This is a genomic window from Pseudomonas sp. RL_105y_Pfl2_101 (assembly GCF_963970585.1).
Classification (GTDB): domain Bacteria; phylum Pseudomonadota; class Gammaproteobacteria; order Pseudomonadales; family Pseudomonadaceae; genus Aquipseudomonas.
Window position 1 is genome coordinate 157,229 of record NZ_CAXAPG010000009.1, and the last position, 22,072, is coordinate 179,300.

Genomic DNA, 22,072 nt, shown 5'->3' on the forward strand with positions numbered 1-22,072 from the left:
GCCCTGTTTCAAGGCTTCCATTTGTTGTGTTCCTGGCGCCACTGGCTCAACTCGATGACTTCAGCCCTGGGCCTGGTTTGGACCGGTTCAATGGAGGGGGTCGGTGTTTCTTCGAAGGGCATCGGGTAGGGCGCCAGTTCGATGTGCGCGCTGTGGGCGCCAAACTGGGTGATGGTGCCTGAATGGCGGCTTTCACCGGTGACGGTGAATTCGAAGGTGTAGACGCGTGCCAGCCGTCGTCGTCCGCTGGCGTCCTTCACAAAACCGAGTTTTTTCAGCGCCACGTTGCCGTCCAGCAACTCGATCTTGAGGTTGGTGCAATGCTGCATGACCCTCGCCAACGCCCGTTCGCGCAAGCCATGGTTGTGCCACAGCCAGGCACCGCCGGTAGCCAGCAGCATCAGCACGAAAATGTTTCCAAGGGTCAGCATGAACTAAGTGCTCCAACAAGTTGCTGCCAGCTTAACTGCCTCGCCGGTCTGTCGTACAGGCTGCGTTTAGTCGCATACTGCGCGGCTTGAATTTCAATCGTTTTACGGAAACTTCCCGCATGAAACGTACGCCTCATCTGCTTGCCATTCAGTCCCACGTGGTGTTCGGTCACGCTGGCAATAGCGCCGCAGTGTTTGCGATGCAGCGGGTCGGAGTGAACGTTTGGCCGCTCAATACCGTGCAGTTTTCCAATCACACCCAGTATGGTCAATGGGCCGGTGAAGTGCTTGCGCCAGAGCAGATACCGGCATTGGTAGAAGGCATTGCGGCGATCGGTGAGCTGGGTCATTGCGATGCGGTGTTGTCCGGCTACCTGGGTAGCGCGGCTCAGGGGCGGGCGATTCTGACGGGCGTGGCGCGGATCAAGGCTGCCAATCCCAAGGCGCTGTACCTCTGTGACCCGGTCATGGGACATCCAGAGAAGGGCTGCATCGTGGCGCCCGAGGTGAGTGAGTTTCTCCTGGAAGAAGCCGCTGCCGTGGCGGACCTCATGTGCCCGAACCAACTGGAGCTGGACAGTTTTTCGGGACGCAAGGCGCAGTCCTTGCTCGACTGCCTGGCCATGGCCCGGGCGTTGCTGGCCCGTGGACCGAAGGCGGTGCTGGTCAAGCACCTGGTCTACCCTGGCAAGCCCGATGACAGCTTCGAAATGCTACTGGTGACTGCCGACGGTAGCTGGCACCTGCGCCGTCCACTGCTGGCTTTCCCACGTCATCCGGTGGGCGTGGGTGACCTGACCTCGGGGTTGTTCCTGGCGCGGATACTGTTAGGGGACAGCCTGGTGGCGGCCCTGGAATTCACTGCCGCGGCGGTGCATGAAGTGCTGCTGGAAACCCAGGCCTGCACCAGCTATGAGCTGGAACTGGTCCGCGCCCAGGACCGGATCGCCCATCCACGGGTACGGTTCGAGGCAGTGCCGATCAGTATTTGATCAAACAGCGCCAATCCATGTGTGCGAGCCTGCTCGCGATAGCGGTGTGACAGGCTGGATAATGCTGTCATCGCGAGCAGGCTCCCACATTTGTTTCTGTGGCCGATTAAGGCCCGTCTGCCTTGATGTCCTGGTAACGCTTTTCCAGCTCCTGGCGAATCTGCCGGCGCTGCTGGGCTTGTTCGTAGCGGCGCTTTGCTTCGCTGTTTTGCGGCTGTAAGGGCGGCACGGCTGCGGGTTTACGTTGGTCATCCACCGCTACCATGGTGAAGAAGCAACTGTTGGTGTGGCGCACCGAGCGTTCGCGAATGTTCTCGGTCACGACTTTGATGCCCACTTCCATCGACGTGTTGCCGGTGTAGTTCACCGATGCCAGGAAGGTCACCAGCTCACCGACATGAATCGGCTCACGGAAGATGACCTGGTCAACCGACAGGGTCACCACGTAGCGCCCGGCATAGCGGCTGGCGCAGGCGTAGGCGACTTCGTCGAGGTATTTGAGCAAGGTGCCGCCATGGACATTGCCAGAGAAGTTGGCCATATCGGGGGTCATCAATACCGTCATCGACAGCTGGGCGTTTCCGGGTTCCATAACGTACTCACGGTTCAAGGCAGTCATTCGGGAGTGCACCTCTGCGGGTGCTGGGCAGTGGCCTGCGAACAGGTCACCAGGTTTTAAAAGCCACCGATATCGGGACGCTGCACCTGTGGTTGCCGTCACGCGCCGATGGATCTGTTTCCATATATTGCATCGTCTTTTTGTCGGAAGTCGCGGTGTTACCCTTCAAAAACCCGTTGCGAGGGCAATTCCTACAGAGGAAATGGATTTCTCCAGCTCTGCAGTGAGCCATTTTGAACAGGGAGCCCCGACATGCATGCCATCAGCTTCATTCAGGACTTGGCAATTATCATGATGGCAGCGGGGCTGGTGACCTTACTCTTTCATCGTTTCAAGCAGCCGGTGGTATTGGGCTACATCGTGGCCGGCTTCATCATCGGCCCGCATACGCCACCGTTCGGTTTTATCCACGACGAAGACACAATCAAGACCCTGGCCGAGCTCGGGGTGATCTTCCTGATGTTTTGCCTGGGCCTGGAGTTCAGCCTGCGCAAACTGTTCAAGGTCGGGGCCACGGCCTTCATCGCGGCGTTCCTCGAAATCGTGCTGATGATCTGGATCGGCTATGAAATCGGCCGCTGGTTCGAGTGGAGCACCATGGACTCGCTGTTCCTCGGCGCGATCCTGGCCATTTCCTCCACCACTATCATCGTCAAGGCTCTCAACGACCTGAAGATGAAGAACGAACGCTTCGCCCAGCTGATTTTCGGGGTGTTGATCGTCGAGGACATCCTCGGTATTGGCATCATCGCCTTGCTGTCGAGCATTGCCGTCAGCGGCACCGTGAGCTCTGGCGAGGTGTTTTCCACGGTGGGCAAGTTGTCGTTGTTCATGATCGTCGCGTTGGTCGTCGGCATTCTGCTGGTGCCAAGGGTACTGGCCTACGTGGCGAAGTTCGACAGCAACGAAATGCTGCTGATTACCGTGTTGGGTTTGTGTTTCGGCTTCTGCCTGCTGGTGGTGAAGCTGGAGTACAGCATGGTGCTCGGGGCGTTCCTGATCGGTGCGATCATGGCCGAGTCCCGGCAACTGCTGAAAATAGAGCGGCTGGTGGAGCCGGTGCGCGATCTGTTCTGCGCGATTTTCTTCGTCGCCATCGGGCTGATGCTCGACCCTGCGATATTGCTGCAGCACGCCTGGCCGATTGCGGTGATCACGGGTGCAGTTGTAGTTGGCAAGATGCTGTCCTGCGGCCTCGGTGCCTTTATCGCCGGCAACGACGGACGCACCTCGCTGCGCGTTGGGATGGGCCTTTCGCAGATCGGCGAATTTTCCTTCATCATCGCGTCGTTGGGGATGACCCTGCAGGTCACCAGCGATTTCCTCTATCCGGTTGCGGTCGCCGTCTCGGTGTTGACCACACTGCTGACACCGTACCTGATCCGGGCCGCCGACCCGCTGTCCGTCAAGTTGGCGACGGTCATGCCGCAACGGTTGACGCGGGTGCTGGGGATGTATGGCGAATGGCTGCGCAGCATCCAGCCCCACGGCGAAGGGGCGATGGTGGCGCAGATGGTCCGGCGGATTGTGCTGCAGGTTGGAGTCAACCTGGCGCTGGTCATCGCGATTTTTGTTTCGAGCGGTTATTTCGCCGAGCGGATATCGGCTTACCTGCAAGTATGGATAAGCGACCCGAGCTGGCAGAAAGCATTGATCTGGGGCGGGGCGTTGTTGCTGTCGCTACCGTTCCTGATCGCCGCCTATCGCAAGCTCAAGGCACTGTCGATGCTGTTGGCGGAGATGAGCGTGAAACCGGAAATGGCTGGTCGCCATACCCAGCGCGTGCGTCGGGTGATTGCCGAAGTGATCCCGATTCTCTCGCTGTTGGTGATTTTCCTGCTATTGGCAGCGTTGTCGGCCAGCATTCTGCCGACCAACAAGTTGCTCGTGCTGATCGCCGTGGTGGCGGCTGCCGTAGCGGCACTGCTATGGCGCTGGTTCATCCGCCTGCATACGCGGATGCAGGTGGCCTTGCTTGAAACCCTGGACAACCACAAGGACTCGTCCGGGCACTGAGCGGCGGTGGGGCTCAGCTTTCCAGCCAGACGTCCCGGGCCCAGTGCCAGACCGACTCCCAGGTCTCTTCGGCGATCAGTTCTTCTTCGGCCTGCCACAGCACCACAGTGCCGTCTTCTTCGACGCAATAATAATCGTCGCCGTCCTGGCAGATCGGGATCAGGCTGCGGTCGACGCCGGCATCCCAGGCATTGGCGGCCACATCCGGCAGGTAGGTGTGGGACTGTGGATCGGTGACGGTCACCGGTTCCAGGCTGCCATAGACGACATCGCTGACGGTCAGCAAAAATTCCCTGAAGACGAATGGGATATCGATGAACAGCTGCTCTTCGATCTCTACCAGCAAGTCTTCGTCGGGCAACTCCAGCGGGACCGGTACGGGCTCGTTGGCTTCACGCAATTGTTCGATTATTTCTTCCACGTCCGGGATCCTCTTTCTCGATGGCGCGGTTTGATATGGAGCGGTTTATACAGTAGCTCGCTATAGATGCAACTGCGAAATAGAAAACCCCGGCCTGAGCCGGGGTTCTTTTATTTCAACATGCAAAACGGGCAAAGGTTCAACCGTTCTGGCGGATACCGGCCACCAGCCAAGGCTGGTCATCGCCCTGGGCACGTTCCATGTTCCAGCTTTCGCTGAACGCTTCGCCCTTGTCGAAGCGAGAGTCCTTCGACACACCGCTGAAGGTCAGGGTGGCGATGGTCTTGTCGGCGCGATCGTCGACGCCGTCCAGTTGCACGTTCAGATTGTCGATGTAGGTGGACTGGAAGCCATCGCCCAGTTCGGCCCGCTCGCGCTTGAGGAACTCCAGCAGCTGTGGGGTCACGAATTCGGAGATCTTGTCCATTTCGTTCGCATCCCAATGTTGCTGCAGGGACATGAAATGGTTGCGCGCGGCTTCGACGAAGCGGCCTTCGTTGAACCAGGCTGGCGCATTGATGACCGGACGGACGGCAGCAGGCGCTGCCGAACCGCCGAAGATCGAGCCACCGGCAGGTTGCTGGTTTAACTCTTCCCGTTGCATCGATGCGTGGCCGGCCGGCGCCAATTGCTCCTGCTGCTTGCGACGACGGGCGGCAATGAAGCGAAAGGCCAGGAAGGCGATGACCGCCATGATCAGGATGTCGAAGATCTGCATGCCCTGGAAGCCGTCGCCCATGAACATGGAGGCGAGCAGGCCACCGGCGGCGATGCCGGCCAGGGGACCGAGCCAGCGCGAAGCACCACTGGCCTTGGTGGCAGCACCTGCGGCACCGGCCGCACCTGCGCTGGCAGCGGTAGAGCCGGCGGCAGAGGACGGCGCCATCTGGCTGGTCTGGTGAGTTGGGGCCGCGCCCGAACTTTTACCACCGCCAAAACGCTTGGCAGCATTGGCGTCGATGGCCATCGTCAGGCCAATGCACAGCGCCATGGCGATGCTAAGAAAACGTTTCATATAAAGGCATTCCCATCTGTGGATAGCACGCGGGTCATGTTGCACAGCTGAACTGTTGCTGGCTAGCGACAGAGTGTTTCGGGTTTTTGCGTGACAGCTTAGGTTCAGCTTCGGCTGTGCAAGAAGGCTTGCTCGCTTTGGGCTGTAGGAAAAGTAAATAAGTTCGGTCGGAAACTAATATGGGATAGGAAGAGATATCTGTGAGAGCAAGGCTTGCCCGCGATAGCGATCTGTCTGACGCATCTGTGTCGAATGTGCCACCGCCTCGCGGGCAAGCCTTGCTCCCACAGCAAGGTGCTTCATACGAAATCTTTAGATCGCTTCGAGCTTGGCATACCCCAGCATCAGCCACTTGCTGCCTTCGCTGAAGTTCACCTGCACCCGCGCCTGGGCGCCAGCGCCCTCGAAGTTGAGGATCACGCCATCGCCGAATACCGAATGCCGTACGGTCTGGCCGAGGCTGAAGCCGGTCTCAGGGATGTCGCTGCCGCCGAACAGGCTGCTGGTGCTTTGCTGCTGGCCGCCACCGAACGGACGGCTGACGCTGTTGGACAGTCGCACTTCCTGGATCAGACCCTTCGGTACTTCACGTACGAAGCGTGACACTTTGTTGTAGGTCTCGCTGCCATACAAACGTCGGGTTTCGGCGTAGGTCAGCACCAGATTCTGCATGGCGCGGGTGATACCGACGTAGGCCAGGCGCCGTTCTTCCTCCAGGCGTCCCGGTTCTTCCAGGCTCATCTTGTGGGGGAACAGGCCTTCTTCCATGCCCACGAGGAACACGTAGGGGAATTCCAGACCCTTGGCGCTGTGCAGGGTCATCAGCTGGATGCTGTCTTCGTGTTCGTCGGCCTGGGTGTCACCGGCCTCCAGGGAAGCGTGACCCAGGAAGGCCGATAGCGGCGACAGGGCTTCGTCTTCTTCGGTGCTTTCGAAGTTGCGCGCGGCGCTGACCAGCTCCTCGAGGTTTTCCACCCGGGCCTGGCCTTTCTCGCCTTTTTCCGCTTCGTGGTAGGCGATCAGGCCGGACTGCTCGATGACGGTCTGAGTCATCAAGTGTATAGGCATGTCCCCGCACTTGGCGGCCAGGTCTTCAATCAGGTCCATGAAGGCCTTCAGGGCGCCAGCGGCGCGACCGGCCATGCCTTTGTTGGCGACCAGTTGGTGCATGGCTTCCCACATGGATACGTGGCTGTGGCGCGCGTGATCGCGAATCGCCTCGACGGTTTTCTCACCGATGCCCCGCGTCGGCACGTTGATCACCCGCTCCAGGGCCGCGTCGTTGCCGCGACCTTCGATCAGGCGCAGGTAGGCCATGGCGTTCTTGATTTCAGCTCGCTCGAAGAAGCGCTGGCCGCCGTAGATGCGGTAGGGGATCCGTTCGCGCAGCAACGCCTCTTCCAGCACCCGCGACTGGGCGTTGGAACGGTACAGGATGGCGATGTCGCTGCGGGCCAGGCCGGTTTTCAGCGCGCTTTCGATGGTTTCCACCACGTAGCGGGCTTCGTCGTGTTCGTTGAAGGCGGCGTAGAGGTTGATTGCTTCGCCTTCGCCACCGTCGGTCCACAATTCCTTGCCCAGGCGCCCGGTGTTGTTGGCGATCAGGGCGTTGGCGGCCTTGAGGATACCGGCGGTGGAGCGGTAGTTCTGTTCCAGGCGGATGACTTCGGTGTCGGGAAAGTCCGTCGAGTACTGGTGGATGTTCTCGATTTTGGCGCCGCGCCAGCCGTAGATCGACTGGTCGTCGTCACCCACCACCATCAGGCTGTCACCGCCCTTGGCGAGCAGGCGCAACCAGGCGTATTGCACGGCGTTGGTGTCCTGGAATTCGTCCACCAATACATGCCGGAAGCGCTTCTGGTAATGGGCCAGCAGGCCTGGGTGGTCGCGCCACAGGTCCAGCGCCCGTAGCAGCAGCTCGGAGAAGTCGATGACGCCGGCACGCTGGCACGCCGCCTCATAGGCTTCATAGATGCTGCGCATGGTCGCCAGGAACAGGTCGCCGCTGGCCTGGATGTGCTGCGGGCGCAGGCCTTCGTCTTTTTGGCCGTTGATGAACCATTGGGCCTGGCGGGCGGGCCAGCGCTGTTCGTCCAGGCCCAGCTCGCGGATCACCCGCTTGACCAGGCGTTGCTGGTCGTCGCTGTCGAGGATCTGGAAGGTCTGGCTCAGCCCGGCCTCCTGCCAATGCGCCCGCAACAAGCGGTGCGCCAGGCCGTGGAACGTGCCGACCCACATGCCGGCGGGGTTGATGCCCATCAGTTGTTCGATGCGATGGCGCATCTCGGCCGCGGCCTTGTTGGTGAATGTCACCGACAGGATCGAATGGGGAGAGGCGTTCTCGACCTGGATCAACCAGGCGATACGATGCACCAGCACTCGGGTTTTACCGGAGCCGGCACCGGCCAGGACCAACTGACGACCCACGGAGGCTGCTACGGCCTGGCGTTGGGCATCGTTGAGGGAGTTCAGCAGAAGGGAGAGGTCATCGCGCATCGGGGCATTCTAGGGTGCGACGCGACCCCGGGCAAACCGAGCTTTGCATCAGCCGATAAAAGACCGCTTGAGGATGACCGGCGGGTCATAGACTACAGGTATTGGCGGGGCCCGCTTCGAAGAGGCGCCACCCAATGAAATAGCGACTTGTTCCGCATTTTTATGAGCTGGGGCAGTGTGGGATGGCCCATGGCTTGTGTATGCTCGGTGCTTGTTTCAGGTTCTCCATGCTCCACTGAATAAGAACAAGAATAGTGCCAATGACCCTCAATTCCGATCCGGTGGGCCCCTGTGTGGAGCCGCGGGTCATCTGCAAGCAGTACGCCATGGAGATGGCGGTCGAGCGCACACGTCTGCTGTATCAAGGCTCGCTGCTGCCCACGCTGTTCATGTTGCTCAATGGTCTGGTCTGCGCCGCGCTGTTATGGGAGCCGCGGCGCTATTTCCTGGTCAGCGTCTGGCTGGTCTGGTTGTTGTCGCTGGTGGCGTTGCGGGTGATCCAGGTGGCGGCTTTCGATTCGGCGATGCCGGGCCGCCAGGCACACCCGATCTGGTTGCGTATGTTTTTGCTGGGCTCCGCGATGACCGGTCTGACGCTGGCTGGGGCCGGTATCGCGCTGGTCCCGGCTGACAGTTTCCAACAACAGGCCTGGGTGTTCGGCCTGATTGGCGCGGCAGCCCTGTCCGCCAGTGTGGCCTACGCGGTGAGTCTTCCCGCCTTCCTGTCCTTTACCTTGCCCTGCCTGTTACCGGCCATCGGCTACCTCTTCTGGGGCGGCGATGAGCAGCAACGCGGGTGGGGCTGGCTTGGGCTGATCGTGTTGGTCTCGCTGAGCGTGGTGGCCTGGCAAGTCAACCGCTTGATCCAACGCAGCCTGTTGCGACGCTTCCAGAACCAGGCGCTAATCGAGCATCTGCAGCAAGCACAAACCCGCAGCGCCCAGCTCAACGACGCGCTGGCCCGGGAGGTCGAACAACGCCGTTCTGCCGAGGAAAAACTGCGAGCGGCCCAGATTGGCCTGGAGGCGCGGGTCGCGCAGCGCAGTCTTGAACTGGAGGTCGCCAGCCAGGCCTTGAGCAAAAGCGAGGCGCGCCTAGCCCTGGCGCTCAAGGCCAGTGAGCTGGGGTTGTGGGATTGGAACCTGCAGACTGACGAAGTTCATCACACACAACTCAAGGAACTGTTCGGCCTGGAGCCCGAATACATCACGGCGATGCTCACTCACCTCACTCCGCGCCTGCACCCGCAAGACCTGCCGGCGCTCAAGCGAGCCTTGGTCGAACACCTCAAGGGTCGCAGCGAGGATTACCAGATCGAATACCGCGTGCGCCACGGCGATGGCCACTGGGTCTGGATCGAAGACCGCGGCCGGGCCGTGGAACGCAGCGTGAGCGGCCGGGTGCTGCGTATGGTCGGCACCCGGCGAGACATCAGCACCCACAAGGAGCTTGAGCAGCAACGGCAACTGGCGGCCACAGTGTTCGAAGCCGCCAGTGAAGGTATCGTGATTTTCGACCCTCACTACGTGCTTCTCGCTGCCAATCAGGCGTTCACGCGGGTCACCGGTTTCAATATCGATGACATGCTTGGGCGCAACGTGGTGGACCTGCCGTGCAGTCGCGACGCGCGCCGGCATTACCCCATCATTCGCCAAGCGCTCAAGCAGCATGGCACCTGGCAGGGGGAGTTGGTGGAGGCGCGGGCCAACGGCGAGTTGTATCCGCAATGGCTGCAATTGAACGTCGTGCGCGATGCTCGGGGAAATGTCAGTCATATCGTGGGTTTCTTCGCCGATCTTTCGGCGCGACGCGAATCCGAAGAACGGATGCGCTATCTGACCCATTACGATGAATTGACCGGGCTGGCTAATCGCTCGCTGTTTCGCGAGCGCCTGCACGAAGCTCACCAGCGTGTGCGCCAGGGTGGACGGCGCAGCCTGGCGTTGCTGCATATCAACCTGGACCGTTTCAAATTGCTCAACGACAGCCTCGGCCATGACATCGCCGACCAGTTGTTGCAGAAAATGGCACGACGCCTGATCAATGCGCTCCCCGAGGCGGACACCATCGCCCGGCTATCGGGCGATGAGTTTGCGGTGTTGTTCGATGCCTATGGCAACCTTTCGAGCCTGGCGCGCGTGGCCACTCGGCTGGCCGCCAAACTGCGTGTGCCACTGACCATAGAAGGCCATGAACTGGTGCTCAGTGCCTCGATCGGCATCAGTCTGTTGCCCGACAACACGCGGGAAGTTGCCATGCTGGTCAGCCAGGCGAACATGGCCATGCAACATGCCAAGCATTTGGGGGGCAACAATTTCCAGTTCTACACCGACAGCCTCCAGGCCAGCACGCTGGAGCGTCTGCAGTTGGAGAATCAGTTGCGCAAGGCCTTGGAAGAGCACCAACTGAAGGTTTTTTATCAGCCAAAACTGTGTTTGGCGACTGGTCGCCTGAACGCCGCCGAGGCGTTGGTGCGTTGGGATCATCCGGCCATGGGCCGGGTGCCGCCGGGGGATTTTATCGGCCTGGCCGAAGAGACCGGGTTGATTGGGCCGATTGGCGAGTTCGTATTGCGCCAGGCTTGTTGGCAGGCATGCGAATGGCAGCGTCAGGGGCTCGCGCCAATCAGGGTGTCCGTCAATCTGTCGGTGCATCAATTGCGTCAGGGCAAGCTGGTCAGCCTGGTGCGGCAGGTACTGGAAGAAACCGGTCTGGCCCCTCAATACCTGGAACTGGAGCTCACCGAGAGCCAGTTGCTCGACAGCGTGGAACACATTATCGCCACGTTCCAGCAATTGCGTGACCTTGGGGTCAAGCTGGCGATCGATGATTTCGGTACCGGCTACTCATCCCTGAGTTACCTCAAGCGCATCCCGGTGGATTACGTGAAGATCGACCAGGCGTTCATTCGTGGGTTAGGTGAGGGCAGCGTGGATGTGGCAATTACCCGGGCAATCATTGCAATGGCGCATGGGTTGTCGCTCAAGGTCGTGGCCGAAGGCGTTGAGCGGCAGGAGCAACTCGAATTCCTCAGGAATGAACGTTGCGATGAGGTTCAAGGGTATCTGATCAGCCGGCCGGTGGAGGCTGACGGGTTAGCTGGGTTGTTGCGGGCGCAACACCTGGGTGAATGAGCCTGGACCACGAGGAAAACTTCCCGTCAGGCAACGACGTCGTCTGACGGGAAGTTATGGGGTCTACACTTAGTTAGTTACTAGCACTTCATCGATGTGGTGCAGTAACTGGCCTTCGAAAAAAATACTGACGCCAGTGACACTGGAGTCGCCCAGCGCTTTATACTCAACGAGCTTGTTTGTCAGTGCCGGCAGTGAAATTCCGTTGGATTGTTCAAGTTTCAACTCCAGTCGCAGATTAAGAGACTTGTCTTGTAGGTCGCTGCGTACCAGCGTGGGGGTAACGCCGCTATTGGCCACGGTGACGGTGCCAAAGGTGCGGAAAGATACGGCGCCTGGCATGCGGTCGATTTGTGCGGTCCAGTCTTTAGTCGTGATTTTCATGGTAGTAACTCCTGTAGTTAAGTTGATTGCGTCCTGCGGGAATCAATATATCTATTTCGCCCTGATAGTGTTTGCTCAATTGCTGTTGGTGTTGTAAGGAGAAATGATATTTCGATGGATTACTTGGTTTTGTCTTGATGTCTACTGTCTATTATTGCGGGATATATGTTGGCGGGGAGCAAGTTATTGGGTGATTGGCCAGTGACCTATAAACGATTTTCCCCGGGTTAGAAGCTCAGGACAGGCCAGGAAACCAGCGGATCGGCAGCGTTGAGCGTTTGCGCTACGGCCACAAGCTGCTACATCGGGGGATCCTCGGCCAAAACAAAGGGGCGGCGAGGCAATCCAGTTACGTTTTGGACGGGCAAAAAGCCAATTCTTGTAGTATAACTACAAGCTTGCTACATCCCGGCACCTGCCCATAACAAGAGTCCAGCCCCTTGAACCTGTTGCAACACATCGCCCAGTCACGCCACTTGCTACGCAAGTCGGAGCTGAAAGTCGCCGATCACGTACTGCTTGATCCTGCGGCCGTGATGCATAGCTCCATGGCCGATCTTGCCCACAGCGTCGGCATCAGCGAACCGACCATCGTGCGTTTCTGCCGGGCCATCGGTTGCTCGGGTTTCCAGGACCTGAAACTCAAGCTGGCGCAAAGCTTGGCCGCCGGCGCGAGCTTCGGTCAGTTTGCGATCCACGAAGACGATTCAGTGGCCGACTACAGCCTGAAAATCTTCGACACGACCCTGCATACCCTAATGGAGGTTCGCGAGAAGCTCGACCCAGTGGCGTTGCAAAAAGCCGTCACGGCCATGTCCCAGGCCCAGCGTGTCGAGTTTTATGGCTTCGGCGCCTCGGGCGCGGTGGCGGCCGATGCCCAGCACAAGTTCTTCCGGTTACTGCTGACGGCAGCGGCCTATTCCGACCCGCACATGCAGGCCATGTCAGCGGTGACCTTGAAACCCACCGACGTGGCGATCTGCATTTCCCAATCGGGGCGATCCAAGGACTTGCTGATCACCGCGAACCTAGTGCGCGAAAGTGGTGCCTCGCTGATCACCTTGTGCCCGAGCCAGACGCCATTGGCAGAACTGTCCACGGTGAACCTGGCCATCGACGTGCATGAAGACACTGAGATCTACACGCCGTTGACCTCGCGCATCGCCCACCTGGTGGTGATCGACGTGCTGGCAATGGGTGTCGCCATGGCCCGCGGGCCAAGCCTGGTCAACCACCTCAAGAGCGTGAAGCGCAGCCTTCGCAGCCTGCGGCTGTCGCCCAAGTCGGTGAAGGCGTTGGACGACTGATCGGGTCGCTTCGACTCTTTGTCGAGGAAGCTTTTGTGGCGAGGGAGTGCTTGCGCTCGGTTGCGGTAGGAGCTGCCGAAGGCTGCGGTCTTTTGATCTTTCGCTTGAGATTCAGGTGTTTGGGGAAAGATCGCAGCCTCGTTGCACTCGACAGCTCCTACACAGCTCCTACGCGGGTTCCAGCGCGGTTCCAGCGCGGTTCCTATGGTTCGGCGGGAGCAAGCATTTTCGCAGCAGGTGGCGGCTGCCCAAATTCATCGTCTTGTAATCTTCGCGCCGCTAAACCGTCATCCCGCGCCGTCATCGTAAAGCTCCCGTATACGTCTTGGGAGTCTCGACATGACCCAGTCCTACGAAGAACGCAGCGCCGTCAAAACCCGTCGTCAGCAGGAAGACCAGCGCCGTATGGCGTTCCGTCGTGCCATCGAAGACCGCTATGAACAGCGCCAGCTCCTGGCCGACATCAGCGAATTTCCTGGCACGGCAGAGTTCAATTACTGGCAGGCAACGCCGGAGGCTTCCCGTCGAAACGCTCAACCAGGCCGATGATTTGAGCGCGCTCACCGCGAACAAATGCCAAGAAGGCGTGAGCCACCGGTGACAGGCGTTTGGCCTTGGCCTGCACCAGGCACCAACTGCGGTACAGCGGCAACTCCTCCACCGGCAATTCGATGAGTGCGCCGGACGACAATTCTCGGCTCACGGCGTGGCGCGTCAACAGTGCCACGCCCAGTCCGGCCACCACGCACTCGCGTTGGGCCTCCGCCGACGCCACCTCCAGTGTCTGGGTGAAATGCACCCGTTTCTCCTTGAAATACTCCTCGCAGGCCAGTCGCGTGCCGGACCCCGGCTCGCGCAACAGCAGGGTATAGGGCTCCAGGTCCTGCAAGCGCAGCGGGCCCATGTGGCACAGCGGATGATCGGGCGGCGCCACGGCGACGATTGGATTGTTGAGAAATGGCAGGAACTCCAGGCCCATGTCCTGAGGCACCATGGACATGATCACCAGGTCGTCACGGTTGTCCGAGAGCCGGCGGATGACCTGGCCGCGATTGACCACCGTGAGGTTCAGGTTGACCTCCGGATGCTGGCGCTTGAACGCGGCGAACAGGTGCGGGACGAAGTACTTGGCGCTCGACTCCACCGCCAGTTTCAATTGGCCTTGCAGCGAACCCTGCATATCCGAGAGCTGCATATCGAGGTTTTCCAGGCGTCCGAAGATGTCCCGGCTGGCACGTTGCAGGGCTTCGGCGGCTTCGGTCATGTAGAGTTTTTTGCCCACATACTCGAATAACGGTTGGCCAATCAGCTCTTCCAGGGAACGAATCTGTAGGCTAACGGCCGGTTGTGTGAGAGACATTTCGTCAGCTGCACGGCTGTAGGACCTCAGGTCGCACACCTCGTTGAAAATCTGCAATTGACGCAATGTCATACGCATCAATGACTTACGCATTATTTAAGCACCCTGGGCCGAGACGGATAGCGCAACTATAAGTCTTTGCTTATGCACGACCCAATAAATATTCATTTTTGTTAATCGACAGCCAGGACTAGTGTGGGGCTGCGACCAATTGTTACATCTGGTCACGCGTCGGCCTGGACCCCAGGCCGTGGTATCACCGGCTCAAGGGAACCTCCAATTGATAACAAAGATCCTGATCGCCAACCGTGGTGAAATTGCCGTCCGCATCGTGCGCGCTTGCGCCGAGATGGGCATTCGCTCGGTCGCGGTCTATTCCGACGCGGACCGCCATGCGTTGCATGTCAAGCGTGCGGACGAGGCCCACAGCATTGGCGCCGATCCGCTGGCCGGCTATCTGAACCCGCGCAAACTGGTGAACCTGGCGGTGGAAACCGGCTGTGATGCCTTGCACCCCGGCTACGGTTTTCTCTCGGAAAACGCCGAACTGGCAGACATCTGCGCCGAACGCGGAATCAAATTCATTGGCCCCTCGGCAGAAGTCATTCGCCGCATGGGCGACAAGACCGAAGCGCGCCGCAGCATGATCAAGGCCGGTGTGCCGGTCACGCCGGGCACCGAAGGCAACGTGGCGGGCATTGAAGAAGCGCTGACCGAAGGCGATCGGATCGGTTACCCGGTGATGCTCAAGGCAACGTCCGGCGGCGGCGGTCGTGGTATCCGTCGCTGCAACAGCCGCGAAGAACTCGAACAGGCTTTCCCACGGGTCATTTCCGAAGCCACCAAGGCATTCGGTTCGGCGGAAGTGTTTCTGGAAAAGTGCATCGTCAATCCCAAGCACATCGAAGCGCAGATCCTGGGCGACAGTTTCGGCAACGTGGTGCACCTGTTCGAACGTGACTGCTCGATCCAGCGACGCAACCAGAAGCTGATTGAAATTGCCCCGAGCCCGCAGCTGACCCCCGAGCAGCGCGCCTACATCGGCGACCTGTCGGTGCGCGCCGCCAAGGCCGTGGGCTACGAGAATGCCGGCACCGTGGAGTTCCTGCTCGCCGAAGGCGAGGTGTACTTCATGGAGATGAACACCCGGGTGCAGGTGGAACACACCATCACCGAAGAAATCACCGGCATCGACATCGTTCGCGAACAGATCCGCATCGCCTCCGGGTTGCCGCTGTCGGTCAAGCAGGAAGACATCCAGCACCGTGGCTTTGCGTTGCAGTTCCGTATCAACGCCGAGGACCCGAAAAACAACTTCCTACCCAGCTTCGGCAAGATCACCCGCTATTACGCCCCTGGCGGCCCGGGCGTGCGCACCGACACGGCGATCTACACCGGCTACACCATTCCACCGTTCTACGACTCGATGTGCCTGAAACTGGTGGTCTGGGCGTTGACTTGGGAAGAAGCGATGGACCGTGGGCTGCGGGCCCTGGATGACATGCGCCTGCAGGGGGTCAAGACCACCGCCGCATATTACCAGGAGATTCTGCGCAATCCGGAATTCCGCAGTGGCCAGTTCAATACCAGCTTCGTTGAAAGCCACCCTGAACTGACCAACTACTCGATCAAGCGCAAACCCGAAGAGCTGGCCCTGGCCATCGCCGCCGCCATTGCCGCCCACGCAGGCCTGTAAGGAAATACAACCATGTCCAAGAAGATCTTTGTTACCGACACAATCCTGCGCGACGCCCACCAATCGCTGCTCGCCACGCGCATGCGCACCGAGGACATGCTGCCGATCTGCGACAAGCTCGACAAAGTCGGCTATTGGTCGCTGGAAGTCTGGGGCGGCGCGACATTCGACGCCTGCGTGCGCTTCCTGAAGGAGGACCCGTGGGAGCGTTTGCGCCAACTGCGCGCGGCGCTGCCCAACACTCGCCTGCAAATGCTGCTGCGCGGTCAGAATCTGTTGGGCTATCGCCATTACAGCGATGACGTGGTCAAGGCATTCGTAGCCAAGGCTGCGGTCAACGGCATCGATGTGTTCCGTATTTTCGATGCGATGAACGACGTGCGCAATCTGCGGGTCGCCATCGAGGCGGTGAAGGCCTCAGGCAAGCATGCCCAGGGCACCATCGCCTACACCACCAGCCCGGTGCACACCATCGACGCGTTCGTGGCCCAGGCCAAGCAGATGGAAGCCATGGGTTGCGACTCGGTGGCGATCAAGGACATGGCCGGTCTGCTGACCCCGTACGCCACTGGCGAACTGGTGAAAGCGCTGAAGAGCGAGCAATCGTTGCCGGTGTTCATCCACTCCCACGACACCGCTGGCCTGGCCGCGATGTGTCAGCTCAAGGCTGTCGAAAACGGCGCTGACCACATCGACACCGCGATCTCCAGCTTCGCCTGGGGCACCAGCCATCCGGGCACCGAATCGATGGTTGCGGCCCTTAAGGGCAGCGAATTCGACACCGGCCTGGACTTGGAACTGCTGCAGGAAATCGGCCTGTACTTCTACGCCGTGCGCAAGAAGTACCACCAGTTCGAAAGCGAGTTCACCGCGGTGGACACCCGCGTCCAAGTCAACCAGGTACCGGGCGGGATGATTTCCAACCTCGCCAACCAGTTGAAAGAGCAGGGCGCACTGAACCGGATGAGCGAAGTGCTGGCGGAGATCCCGCGCGTGCGCGAAGACCTCGGTTTCCCGCCGCTGGTGACCCCGACCTCGCAGATCGTCGGCACCCAGGCGTTCTTCAACGTGTTGGCCGGTGAGCGCTACAAAACCATCACCAACGAAGTGAAGCTCTATCTGCAGGGCGGCTACGGCAAGGCGCCAGGTTCGGTGAACGAGAAGCTGCGTCGCCAGGCCATCGGCAGTGAAGAGGTGATCGACGTGCGTCCGGCCGATTTGCTCAAGCCGGAAATGACCAAGCTGCGTGGCGAAATCGGTGCGCTGGCCAAGTCCGAAGAAGACGTACTGACCTATGCCATGTTCCCGGACATCGGTCGCAAGTTCCTCGAAGAACGCGAAGCCGGCACCCTGACTCCGGAAGTGCTGCTGCCCATCCCTGAGGCGGGCAGCGTGAGCTCGGCGGGCGGCGAAGGCGTGCCGACCGAATTCGTCATCGACGTTCACGGCGAAACCTACCGCGTCGACATCACCGGTGTGGGCGTGAAGGCCGAAGGCAAGCGTCACTTCTACCTGTCCATCGACGGCATGCCCGAAGAGGTCGTGTTCGAACCGCTCAATGAATTTGTCGGCGGCGGTGGCAGCAAGCGTAAGCAAGCCACTGCGCCGGGCCATGTCAGCACCACCATGCCGGGCAACATCGTCGATGTGCTGGTCAAGGAAGGCGATGTGGTGAAGGCCGGTCAAGCCGTGCTGATCACCGAAGCCATGAAGATGGAAACCGAAGTGCAGGCGGCCATCGCTGGCAAGGTCACCGCGATTCATGTGGCCAAGGGTGACCGGGTCAATCCGGGCGAGATCCTGATCGAGATCGAAGGCTGAGCTAACCGCCTCGATACAACGTTTTAACCTCGGGGGGGCATGTGCTCCCCTTTTTTTTGCCTGTCAGAACATCATTCGCCACTGGCCCATCAGTGCACCGTTGTGGTTGTCCTGGCCTGTTTCGCTGCGATAGTTCAGCCCCAGGGTATGCCGTGGTGAAACGGCCAGGTCCAGCCCCGCTTCCAGGAGCAGGCTGTCACGGTCTAGTTCGATACCTTCGACGGTATAGATGCCACTTCCGCTAGCCATACGCTGATGTGAGGTGCCCCTTACGTCGCCATACAGGTGCTTCCAGCCGACATCCAGTCGCGGCGTCAACCGCATGCCTCGGTCGAAAATCAAAGGACGGGCGAGGCGCAGGCCGAGGTCGCTGCTGTAGTGTTCTTGTGCCTGGCCGTTGTATTGCAACGCGGCGTCCCCACCTTTTTCGGTATAGGCATCGCGTCGATAGCGCTGGTAACCCACTTGGACATAGGGCTCGATATCGAAATGTCCAACATCCAGGTTGTAGCCGATCTGTCCAAAGACCTGCTGTGTCGTGGCATCGTAACGACCCTTCAAGCGATCCCTGAACCCATTGAAGGCAACGTGGCGCTTGGTGCTGCCGTCATGACTGCCATAGACAGCGCCCAGGCGCAGCGCCAGCGGCCCGTCCTGGCGCAAGGCATAGGCGCCCACGAGCCAACTGTCGAGTGCTCCGTCGAATTGATAGCTGTCCAGTCGTGTCTGGGTCTTGCTGCCGATGATGCCCAGTCGCCAAACGGGGCTGACGGCCCAGTCGGTTCCCAGCATCAGGCCTTTTGTCGAATGCTTGAGGGCAAAGCTGCCCAATTGCTTGGTGAGGCTGCCGCTGTTGCCGATGGCCTGGACCCAGACTTGGCCGTTGTCGTACCCATCCGCCGGATTTCTCCGGCTCATGGCCGAGAGCATTCCCGTGCTGATCGGCGTGACACTGCTCAAGGTGGCGTTGCCCAGATCCGCCGTGTCATAACCGCCCAGTTGGTCGATGGCATCGGCGGCGGTGGTCAGGTTGGTGCCGAGCAGGGCGTTGATGGCGGCGTTGGGTTTTTGGGCTGGCTTGACCGCTTGCGCCTGGACGACCGACTTGGGCTTGGCGCTGGCGGCTACTTTCAGCGGTTCGGTGGAATTGGACGGAGGGGGACTGGTTGGCGATTCAGTGACGGAAATTTGGGTTGTTGGTAATGCAAGGGCGGGGTCTGGCAGCGTTGGTTCGTCGTGCTGCGGTTTTAGGATACTGTCTAAAACTTGTTGGCTATTTTGAGTCGGCGTGATTCCAGGGCGCGCGACCTCTTTAAGTGTAAGGGTTAATTCTACTTGCGCTTCTGTGGTGTAGTCAGGTGTCGCTGCCATAAAGGCCAATTCGTTGATGACCGGCCCAAATTTACCATCGACTTTGCCCGCTTTTATCACGACATGTTTGCCCGCTCCGATGGATTCGCCCGGAACGGAAGTGATTTTCAACATCGCATTGCCTAACGTCGCTGTTCCACCCACCTTGATCGTGGCGCTGCCTTTCTCTGCATCGATACCGTAGACCAGCGTCGCGGTCTTGGAAAATTTGAGATCGTTGACGACCGAAGGAGCGCCCATTTCAGGGCCGACTTCCATCAAGCCCGCCACGTCCAGCGTGTCGACCGTCCCATTGCCGCGGAATGTCGCGTTCTCTCGAACATCCACGCGACTGGATACCGTTCCGGAGTTCACCAGGCGAGCGCCCGACTCGACAGAAACATTGCTCGCAACGGTCCCCTTGTTATTGAGTTCACCGAAAATCCCGACCTGTCCTTCTATATGGCCAGTGTTGATCAATCCGGTTGTCGGCTCGATCACTCCCCAGCCAGTGAAGCTCCCGGTGTGCTCCCATTCGCCTTTCGTGACGTGCATGGCCAGGAAATTACGGGTTTTACCCAATGTGGAGTGCGCGGCGTCGTCCAATCGCAACACATTGGTTCCGCCACCTCCATCAACCATCCCACCGAACGCACCCTTTGCGCTGACATTGACCAAGTCGTTGGTTTTGTTCAGTTTCATGGCGGTTTTGCGAGGTTTGTCGACATTGTGATGTTTGGTATCTGGAGCTTCTGCGAGCGCCTTGAGACGCTCCTGCAGCTGGGCAGTCGTGGGGATTTCGGCAGTTTGCTGAGCCATCGAAACCTCGGCACAGCCAAGTGCCAGAGCTATAGCAAGAGCGAGATGTTGGGGCAGGAATAAGTGTTGGGTAGGCATTGAGTGCGACCTGTGATGGAGAAGGTCGCACTTTAAAAATTTCACCCAGGGCGGCGATGCCAGCCATCTCCTCGCCGTGGGAAAGATTCGGCGGATGAAATTTGTAGGCTGCTCGTGCGGAGTTCAGGATGTCGGTTCGTTGGATTTCATAGTTCGAAGCTTTGCCCTACGGCCTGCTCGGACCTTTCTATTTGACCGGCATTCGACGGGGCAATCACTACCGCCGGATGCCTTGTTTAAATCGTTGGGATAAAGACTTGGCGTTGTCCGGCAGCACTCAATCGGAAAGTGCAACGGACAATTGCTCGATACAGATCGGGCTCGCGATGGTAGGCTTCCTTGGTTCCTGAATCCAAAGGATGAGCCTTTTGCTACACCTTCGATCTGCTGCTGCCTTGTCCCCTGCTCAGCGATTATTCAGATAAGCCTTCCCATAATGCCGCTCCATCCGCGCCTGAATCAGCTCCAGCGCAATGGACATCAACCAGTAAATAATCGCCGCCGTCGTCAGCATTTCGATATAGCGATAACTGGAACGACCATAAGACTGCGCCAAAAACATGACCTCCCAAACCCCCATCACCGAGATCAGCGAGGAATCCTTGAGCATGGAGATGAATTGGTTGGTGGTCGGCGGGATGATGGTGCGCATGGCCTGGGGCAGGGTGACGCGCCAGAAAATCACGGTTTCGCTCAGGCCCAGCGCGAGGGAGGCTTCGCGTTGGCCGTTGGGGACGCCGAGGATGCCGGCGCGGAAGATTTCGCTCAGGTAGGCGCCGTAGTTCAGTGACAAGGCGATGATCCCAGCGGCGATGGCGCCCGGGACAACGCCCAGTTGGGGCAGGCCCAAGTAGATCAGCAGGATCTGGATCAGCAGGGGCGTGCCGCGGAAGAATGACGCATAGAAACTGGCGATACCGAACGCCACCGCGCTGCTGGACAGCCGCGCCAGGGCGGTAATGAAGCCCAGCAATGACGAAGCGACGATCGAGCACAGGCACAGAAACAACGTCAGCACCGCGCCTTGCACAAAGCCATTGGGCGCCAGGTGCATGCCCAGCAGGTTCGGCAGTTTGTCGAGGATGATGGAGAACTTCAGGTCGAAGCTCAGGAAAAAACTCGCAAACAGCACCAACATGACCGCCCAGGTCAGGTACAGGCGGGTGCGAAAACCGAAGATTTTTTGCAGGCGTGACTCAGCCACCGGTGGCGGTGGCTGAGGGGGTGGAAAAGAAGTCATTGGGTAATGTCGGCGCCGATCCATTTTTGCGAGAGTTTGCTCAAGGTACCGTCCTGTTTCAACTGGGCGAAGACTTCACGCACCTTGTTGCCCCACTGGGCATCGCCCTTTTCGATGACCACCGAGTTCGGCTCGGAGTAGAGCGCCTCACCGGCCAGCTTGAAGCGCTTGTCTTCGGTCAGGCGCGGCTGTGCGGTCACCAGGTTGGTCAGCACCGCGTCCAGTCGCACCCCGGCGCCCAGACCCAGGTCCTGGAACGCCACGTTGTCGGTGTCGTAAGGGGCAATCTGCACGTTCTCGAACGGGTAGCTCAGTTGAGTATCCTCGGCACCTTCGATCACCAGGTTCTTGTTCAGGTAACTTTCATAGCTGGAGGCGCTGGTCAGGCCGACCTTCTTGCCGCTCAAGTCCTTGGCGCCGTGGATACGGTCGTCCTTGGCGTTAACCACGATCACCGCTGGCGATGCGTAGTACTGCACGGGAAAATCGAACACTTCGGCGCGCGCCTTGCTCGGCGTCATGGAGCAGATGCAGATGTCATAGCGCCCGCTCCAGTGACCGGCCGCGATCACGTCCCAGGACGGCGTTTCCAGGCGCAGCTTCACGCCCAGTTTCTGCGCCACGGCCTTGGCCACGTCCACGTCAAAACCGTCGAGCTGGTTCTGATCATTGAGGAACGAGAAGGGCGGGTAGCTTTCCATCAGCACGCCAACCAGTTCTTTTTTCTGTTCAACGCGATCCAGCGTGGCGCCGGCGAACGCTTGCGAAGAGGCGCTCAGCAGCGTCAGGCCCAGAGCCAGCAATGGTGGTAGTTTCATGAGAAGGCCCTGTTGGAAAAATAAGTTGTAGTTCTTTGAATGGTGCGTATTAAATAGTTATAAGAACAACTCCGG

At 59.5% G+C, this 22,072-nt stretch carries 17 protein-coding genes; 7 read left to right on the forward strand and 10 right to left on the reverse strand.

Annotated features, from left to right (window positions below; all coding sequences use genetic code 11):
- Positions 1–8 precede the first annotated feature (8 nt).
- The gene (locus AACY31_RS13410) at positions 9–431 is read right to left on the reverse strand and encodes a DUF3301 domain-containing protein (protein ID WP_339479905.1); all 423 of its coding nucleotides are present in this window, start codon (positions 429–431) and stop codon (positions 9–11) included.
- A 119-nt stretch (positions 432–550) separates the two neighbouring features.
- On the opposite strand from AACY31_RS13410, the gene pdxY reads away from it, so the two are divergent.
- Positions 551–1,423, forward strand: coding sequence for a pyridoxal kinase PdxY (gene pdxY, locus AACY31_RS13415; RefSeq protein ID WP_339479907.1), 873 nt, complete (start codon positions 551–553; stop codon positions 1,421–1,423).
- 106 nt (positions 1,424–1,529) lie between these two features.
- Here the strand turns inward: pdxY and AACY31_RS13420 are convergent, their stop codons facing one another.
- Positions 1,530–2,015, reverse strand: coding sequence for an acyl-CoA thioesterase (locus AACY31_RS13420; RefSeq protein WP_339479947.1), 486 nt, complete (start codon positions 2,013–2,015; stop codon positions 1,530–1,532).
- A gap of 279 nt (positions 2,016–2,294) precedes the next feature.
- Between AACY31_RS13420 and AACY31_RS13425 the strand changes: the two genes are divergently transcribed.
- Entirely contained in the window at positions 2,295–4,058 is a 1,764-nt protein-coding gene (locus tag AACY31_RS13425) for a cation:proton antiporter (protein WP_339479908.1), read from the forward strand.
- Between the two features lie 13 nt (positions 4,059–4,071).
- Here AACY31_RS13425 and AACY31_RS13430 read toward each other — a convergent pair whose 3' ends face one another.
- The 3 genes from AACY31_RS13430 to uvrD form a co-directional block, all read right to left on the reverse strand.
- Positions 4,072–4,479 (reverse strand): SMI1/KNR4 family protein, encoded by a 408-nt coding sequence (locus AACY31_RS13430; RefSeq protein WP_003187120.1) that lies wholly within the window; start codon positions 4,477–4,479, stop codon positions 4,072–4,074.
- A 139-nt stretch (positions 4,480–4,618) separates the two neighbouring features.
- Entirely contained in the window at positions 4,619–5,494 is an 876-nt protein-coding gene (locus AACY31_RS13435) for a Tim44 domain-containing protein (RefSeq protein ID WP_339479910.1), read from the reverse strand.
- A gap of 312 nt (positions 5,495–5,806) precedes the next feature.
- A complete protein-coding gene (uvrD, locus tag AACY31_RS13440) occupies positions 5,807–7,990 on the reverse strand; it encodes a DNA helicase II (RefSeq protein WP_339479911.1) in 2,184 nt (727 codons plus the stop codon).
- A gap of 260 nt (positions 7,991–8,250) precedes the next feature.
- Between uvrD and AACY31_RS13445 the strand changes: the two genes are divergently transcribed.
- Positions 8,251–11,124: a putative bifunctional diguanylate cyclase/phosphodiesterase gene (locus AACY31_RS13445; RefSeq protein ID WP_339479912.1), complete on the forward strand. Its 2,874-nt coding sequence runs from the start codon at positions 8,251–8,253 to the stop codon at positions 11,122–11,124.
- 69 nt (positions 11,125–11,193) lie between these two features.
- On the opposite strand, the gene AACY31_RS13450 is transcribed toward AACY31_RS13445, so the two are convergent.
- Entirely contained in the window at positions 11,194–11,508 is a 315-nt protein-coding gene (locus AACY31_RS13450) for a hypothetical protein (RefSeq protein WP_339479913.1), read from the reverse strand.
- A gap of 440 nt (positions 11,509–11,948) precedes the next feature.
- Here AACY31_RS13450 and hexR point away from each other — a divergent pair, with 440 nt between their 5' ends.
- Together hexR and AACY31_RS13460 are read left to right on the forward strand one after the other, a co-directional pair.
- Positions 11,949–12,815 (forward strand): transcriptional regulator HexR, encoded by an 867-nt coding sequence (gene hexR / locus AACY31_RS13455; protein ID WP_003187110.1) that lies wholly within the window; start codon positions 11,949–11,951, stop codon positions 12,813–12,815.
- 339 nt (positions 12,816–13,154) lie between these two features.
- Positions 13,155–13,364: a PA3496 family putative envelope integrity protein gene (locus AACY31_RS13460; RefSeq protein ID WP_339479914.1), complete on the forward strand. Its 210-nt coding sequence runs from the start codon at positions 13,155–13,157 to the stop codon at positions 13,362–13,364.
- Here AACY31_RS13460 and AACY31_RS13465 read toward each other — a convergent pair.
- Complete coding sequence (locus AACY31_RS13465) at positions 13,306–14,268, reverse strand: LysR family transcriptional regulator (RefSeq protein WP_046063324.1); 963 nt, start codon at positions 14,266–14,268, stop codon at positions 13,306–13,308. The two genes, AACY31_RS13460 and AACY31_RS13465, sit on opposite strands and share 59 nt — an antisense overlap.
- 187 nt (positions 14,269–14,455) lie before the next feature.
- Between AACY31_RS13465 and AACY31_RS13470 the strand changes: the two genes are divergently transcribed.
- Positions 14,456–15,871, forward strand: coding sequence for an acetyl-CoA carboxylase biotin carboxylase subunit (locus tag AACY31_RS13470; RefSeq protein ID WP_003187105.1), 1,416 nt, complete (start codon positions 14,456–14,458; stop codon positions 15,869–15,871).
- A 12-nt stretch (positions 15,872–15,883) separates the two neighbouring features.
- A complete protein-coding gene (oadA, locus tag AACY31_RS13475) occupies positions 15,884–17,692 on the forward strand; it encodes a sodium-extruding oxaloacetate decarboxylase subunit alpha (RefSeq protein WP_339479917.1) in 1,809 nt (602 codons plus the stop codon).
- A 63-nt stretch (positions 17,693–17,755) separates the two neighbouring features.
- Here oadA and AACY31_RS13480 read toward each other — a convergent pair whose 3' ends face one another.
- From AACY31_RS13480 to AACY31_RS13490, 3 genes are all read right to left on the reverse strand, one after another.
- The gene (locus AACY31_RS13480; RefSeq protein ID WP_339491675.1) at positions 17,756–19,861 is read right to left on the reverse strand and encodes an autotransporter outer membrane beta-barrel domain-containing protein; all 2,106 of its coding nucleotides are present in this window, start codon (positions 19,859–19,861) and stop codon (positions 17,756–17,758) included.
- Positions 19,862–20,345: 484 nt separating this feature from the next.
- Positions 20,346–21,179 (reverse strand): amino acid ABC transporter permease, encoded by an 834-nt coding sequence (locus AACY31_RS13485; RefSeq protein WP_339479920.1) that lies wholly within the window; start codon positions 21,177–21,179, stop codon positions 20,346–20,348.
- Positions 21,176–21,997, reverse strand: coding sequence for a transporter substrate-binding domain-containing protein (locus tag AACY31_RS13490; protein ID WP_339479921.1), 822 nt, complete (start codon positions 21,995–21,997; stop codon positions 21,176–21,178). Before AACY31_RS13490 ends, AACY31_RS13485 begins: the two co-directional genes overlap by 4 nt.
- Positions 21,998–22,072: the final 75 nt, after the last annotated feature.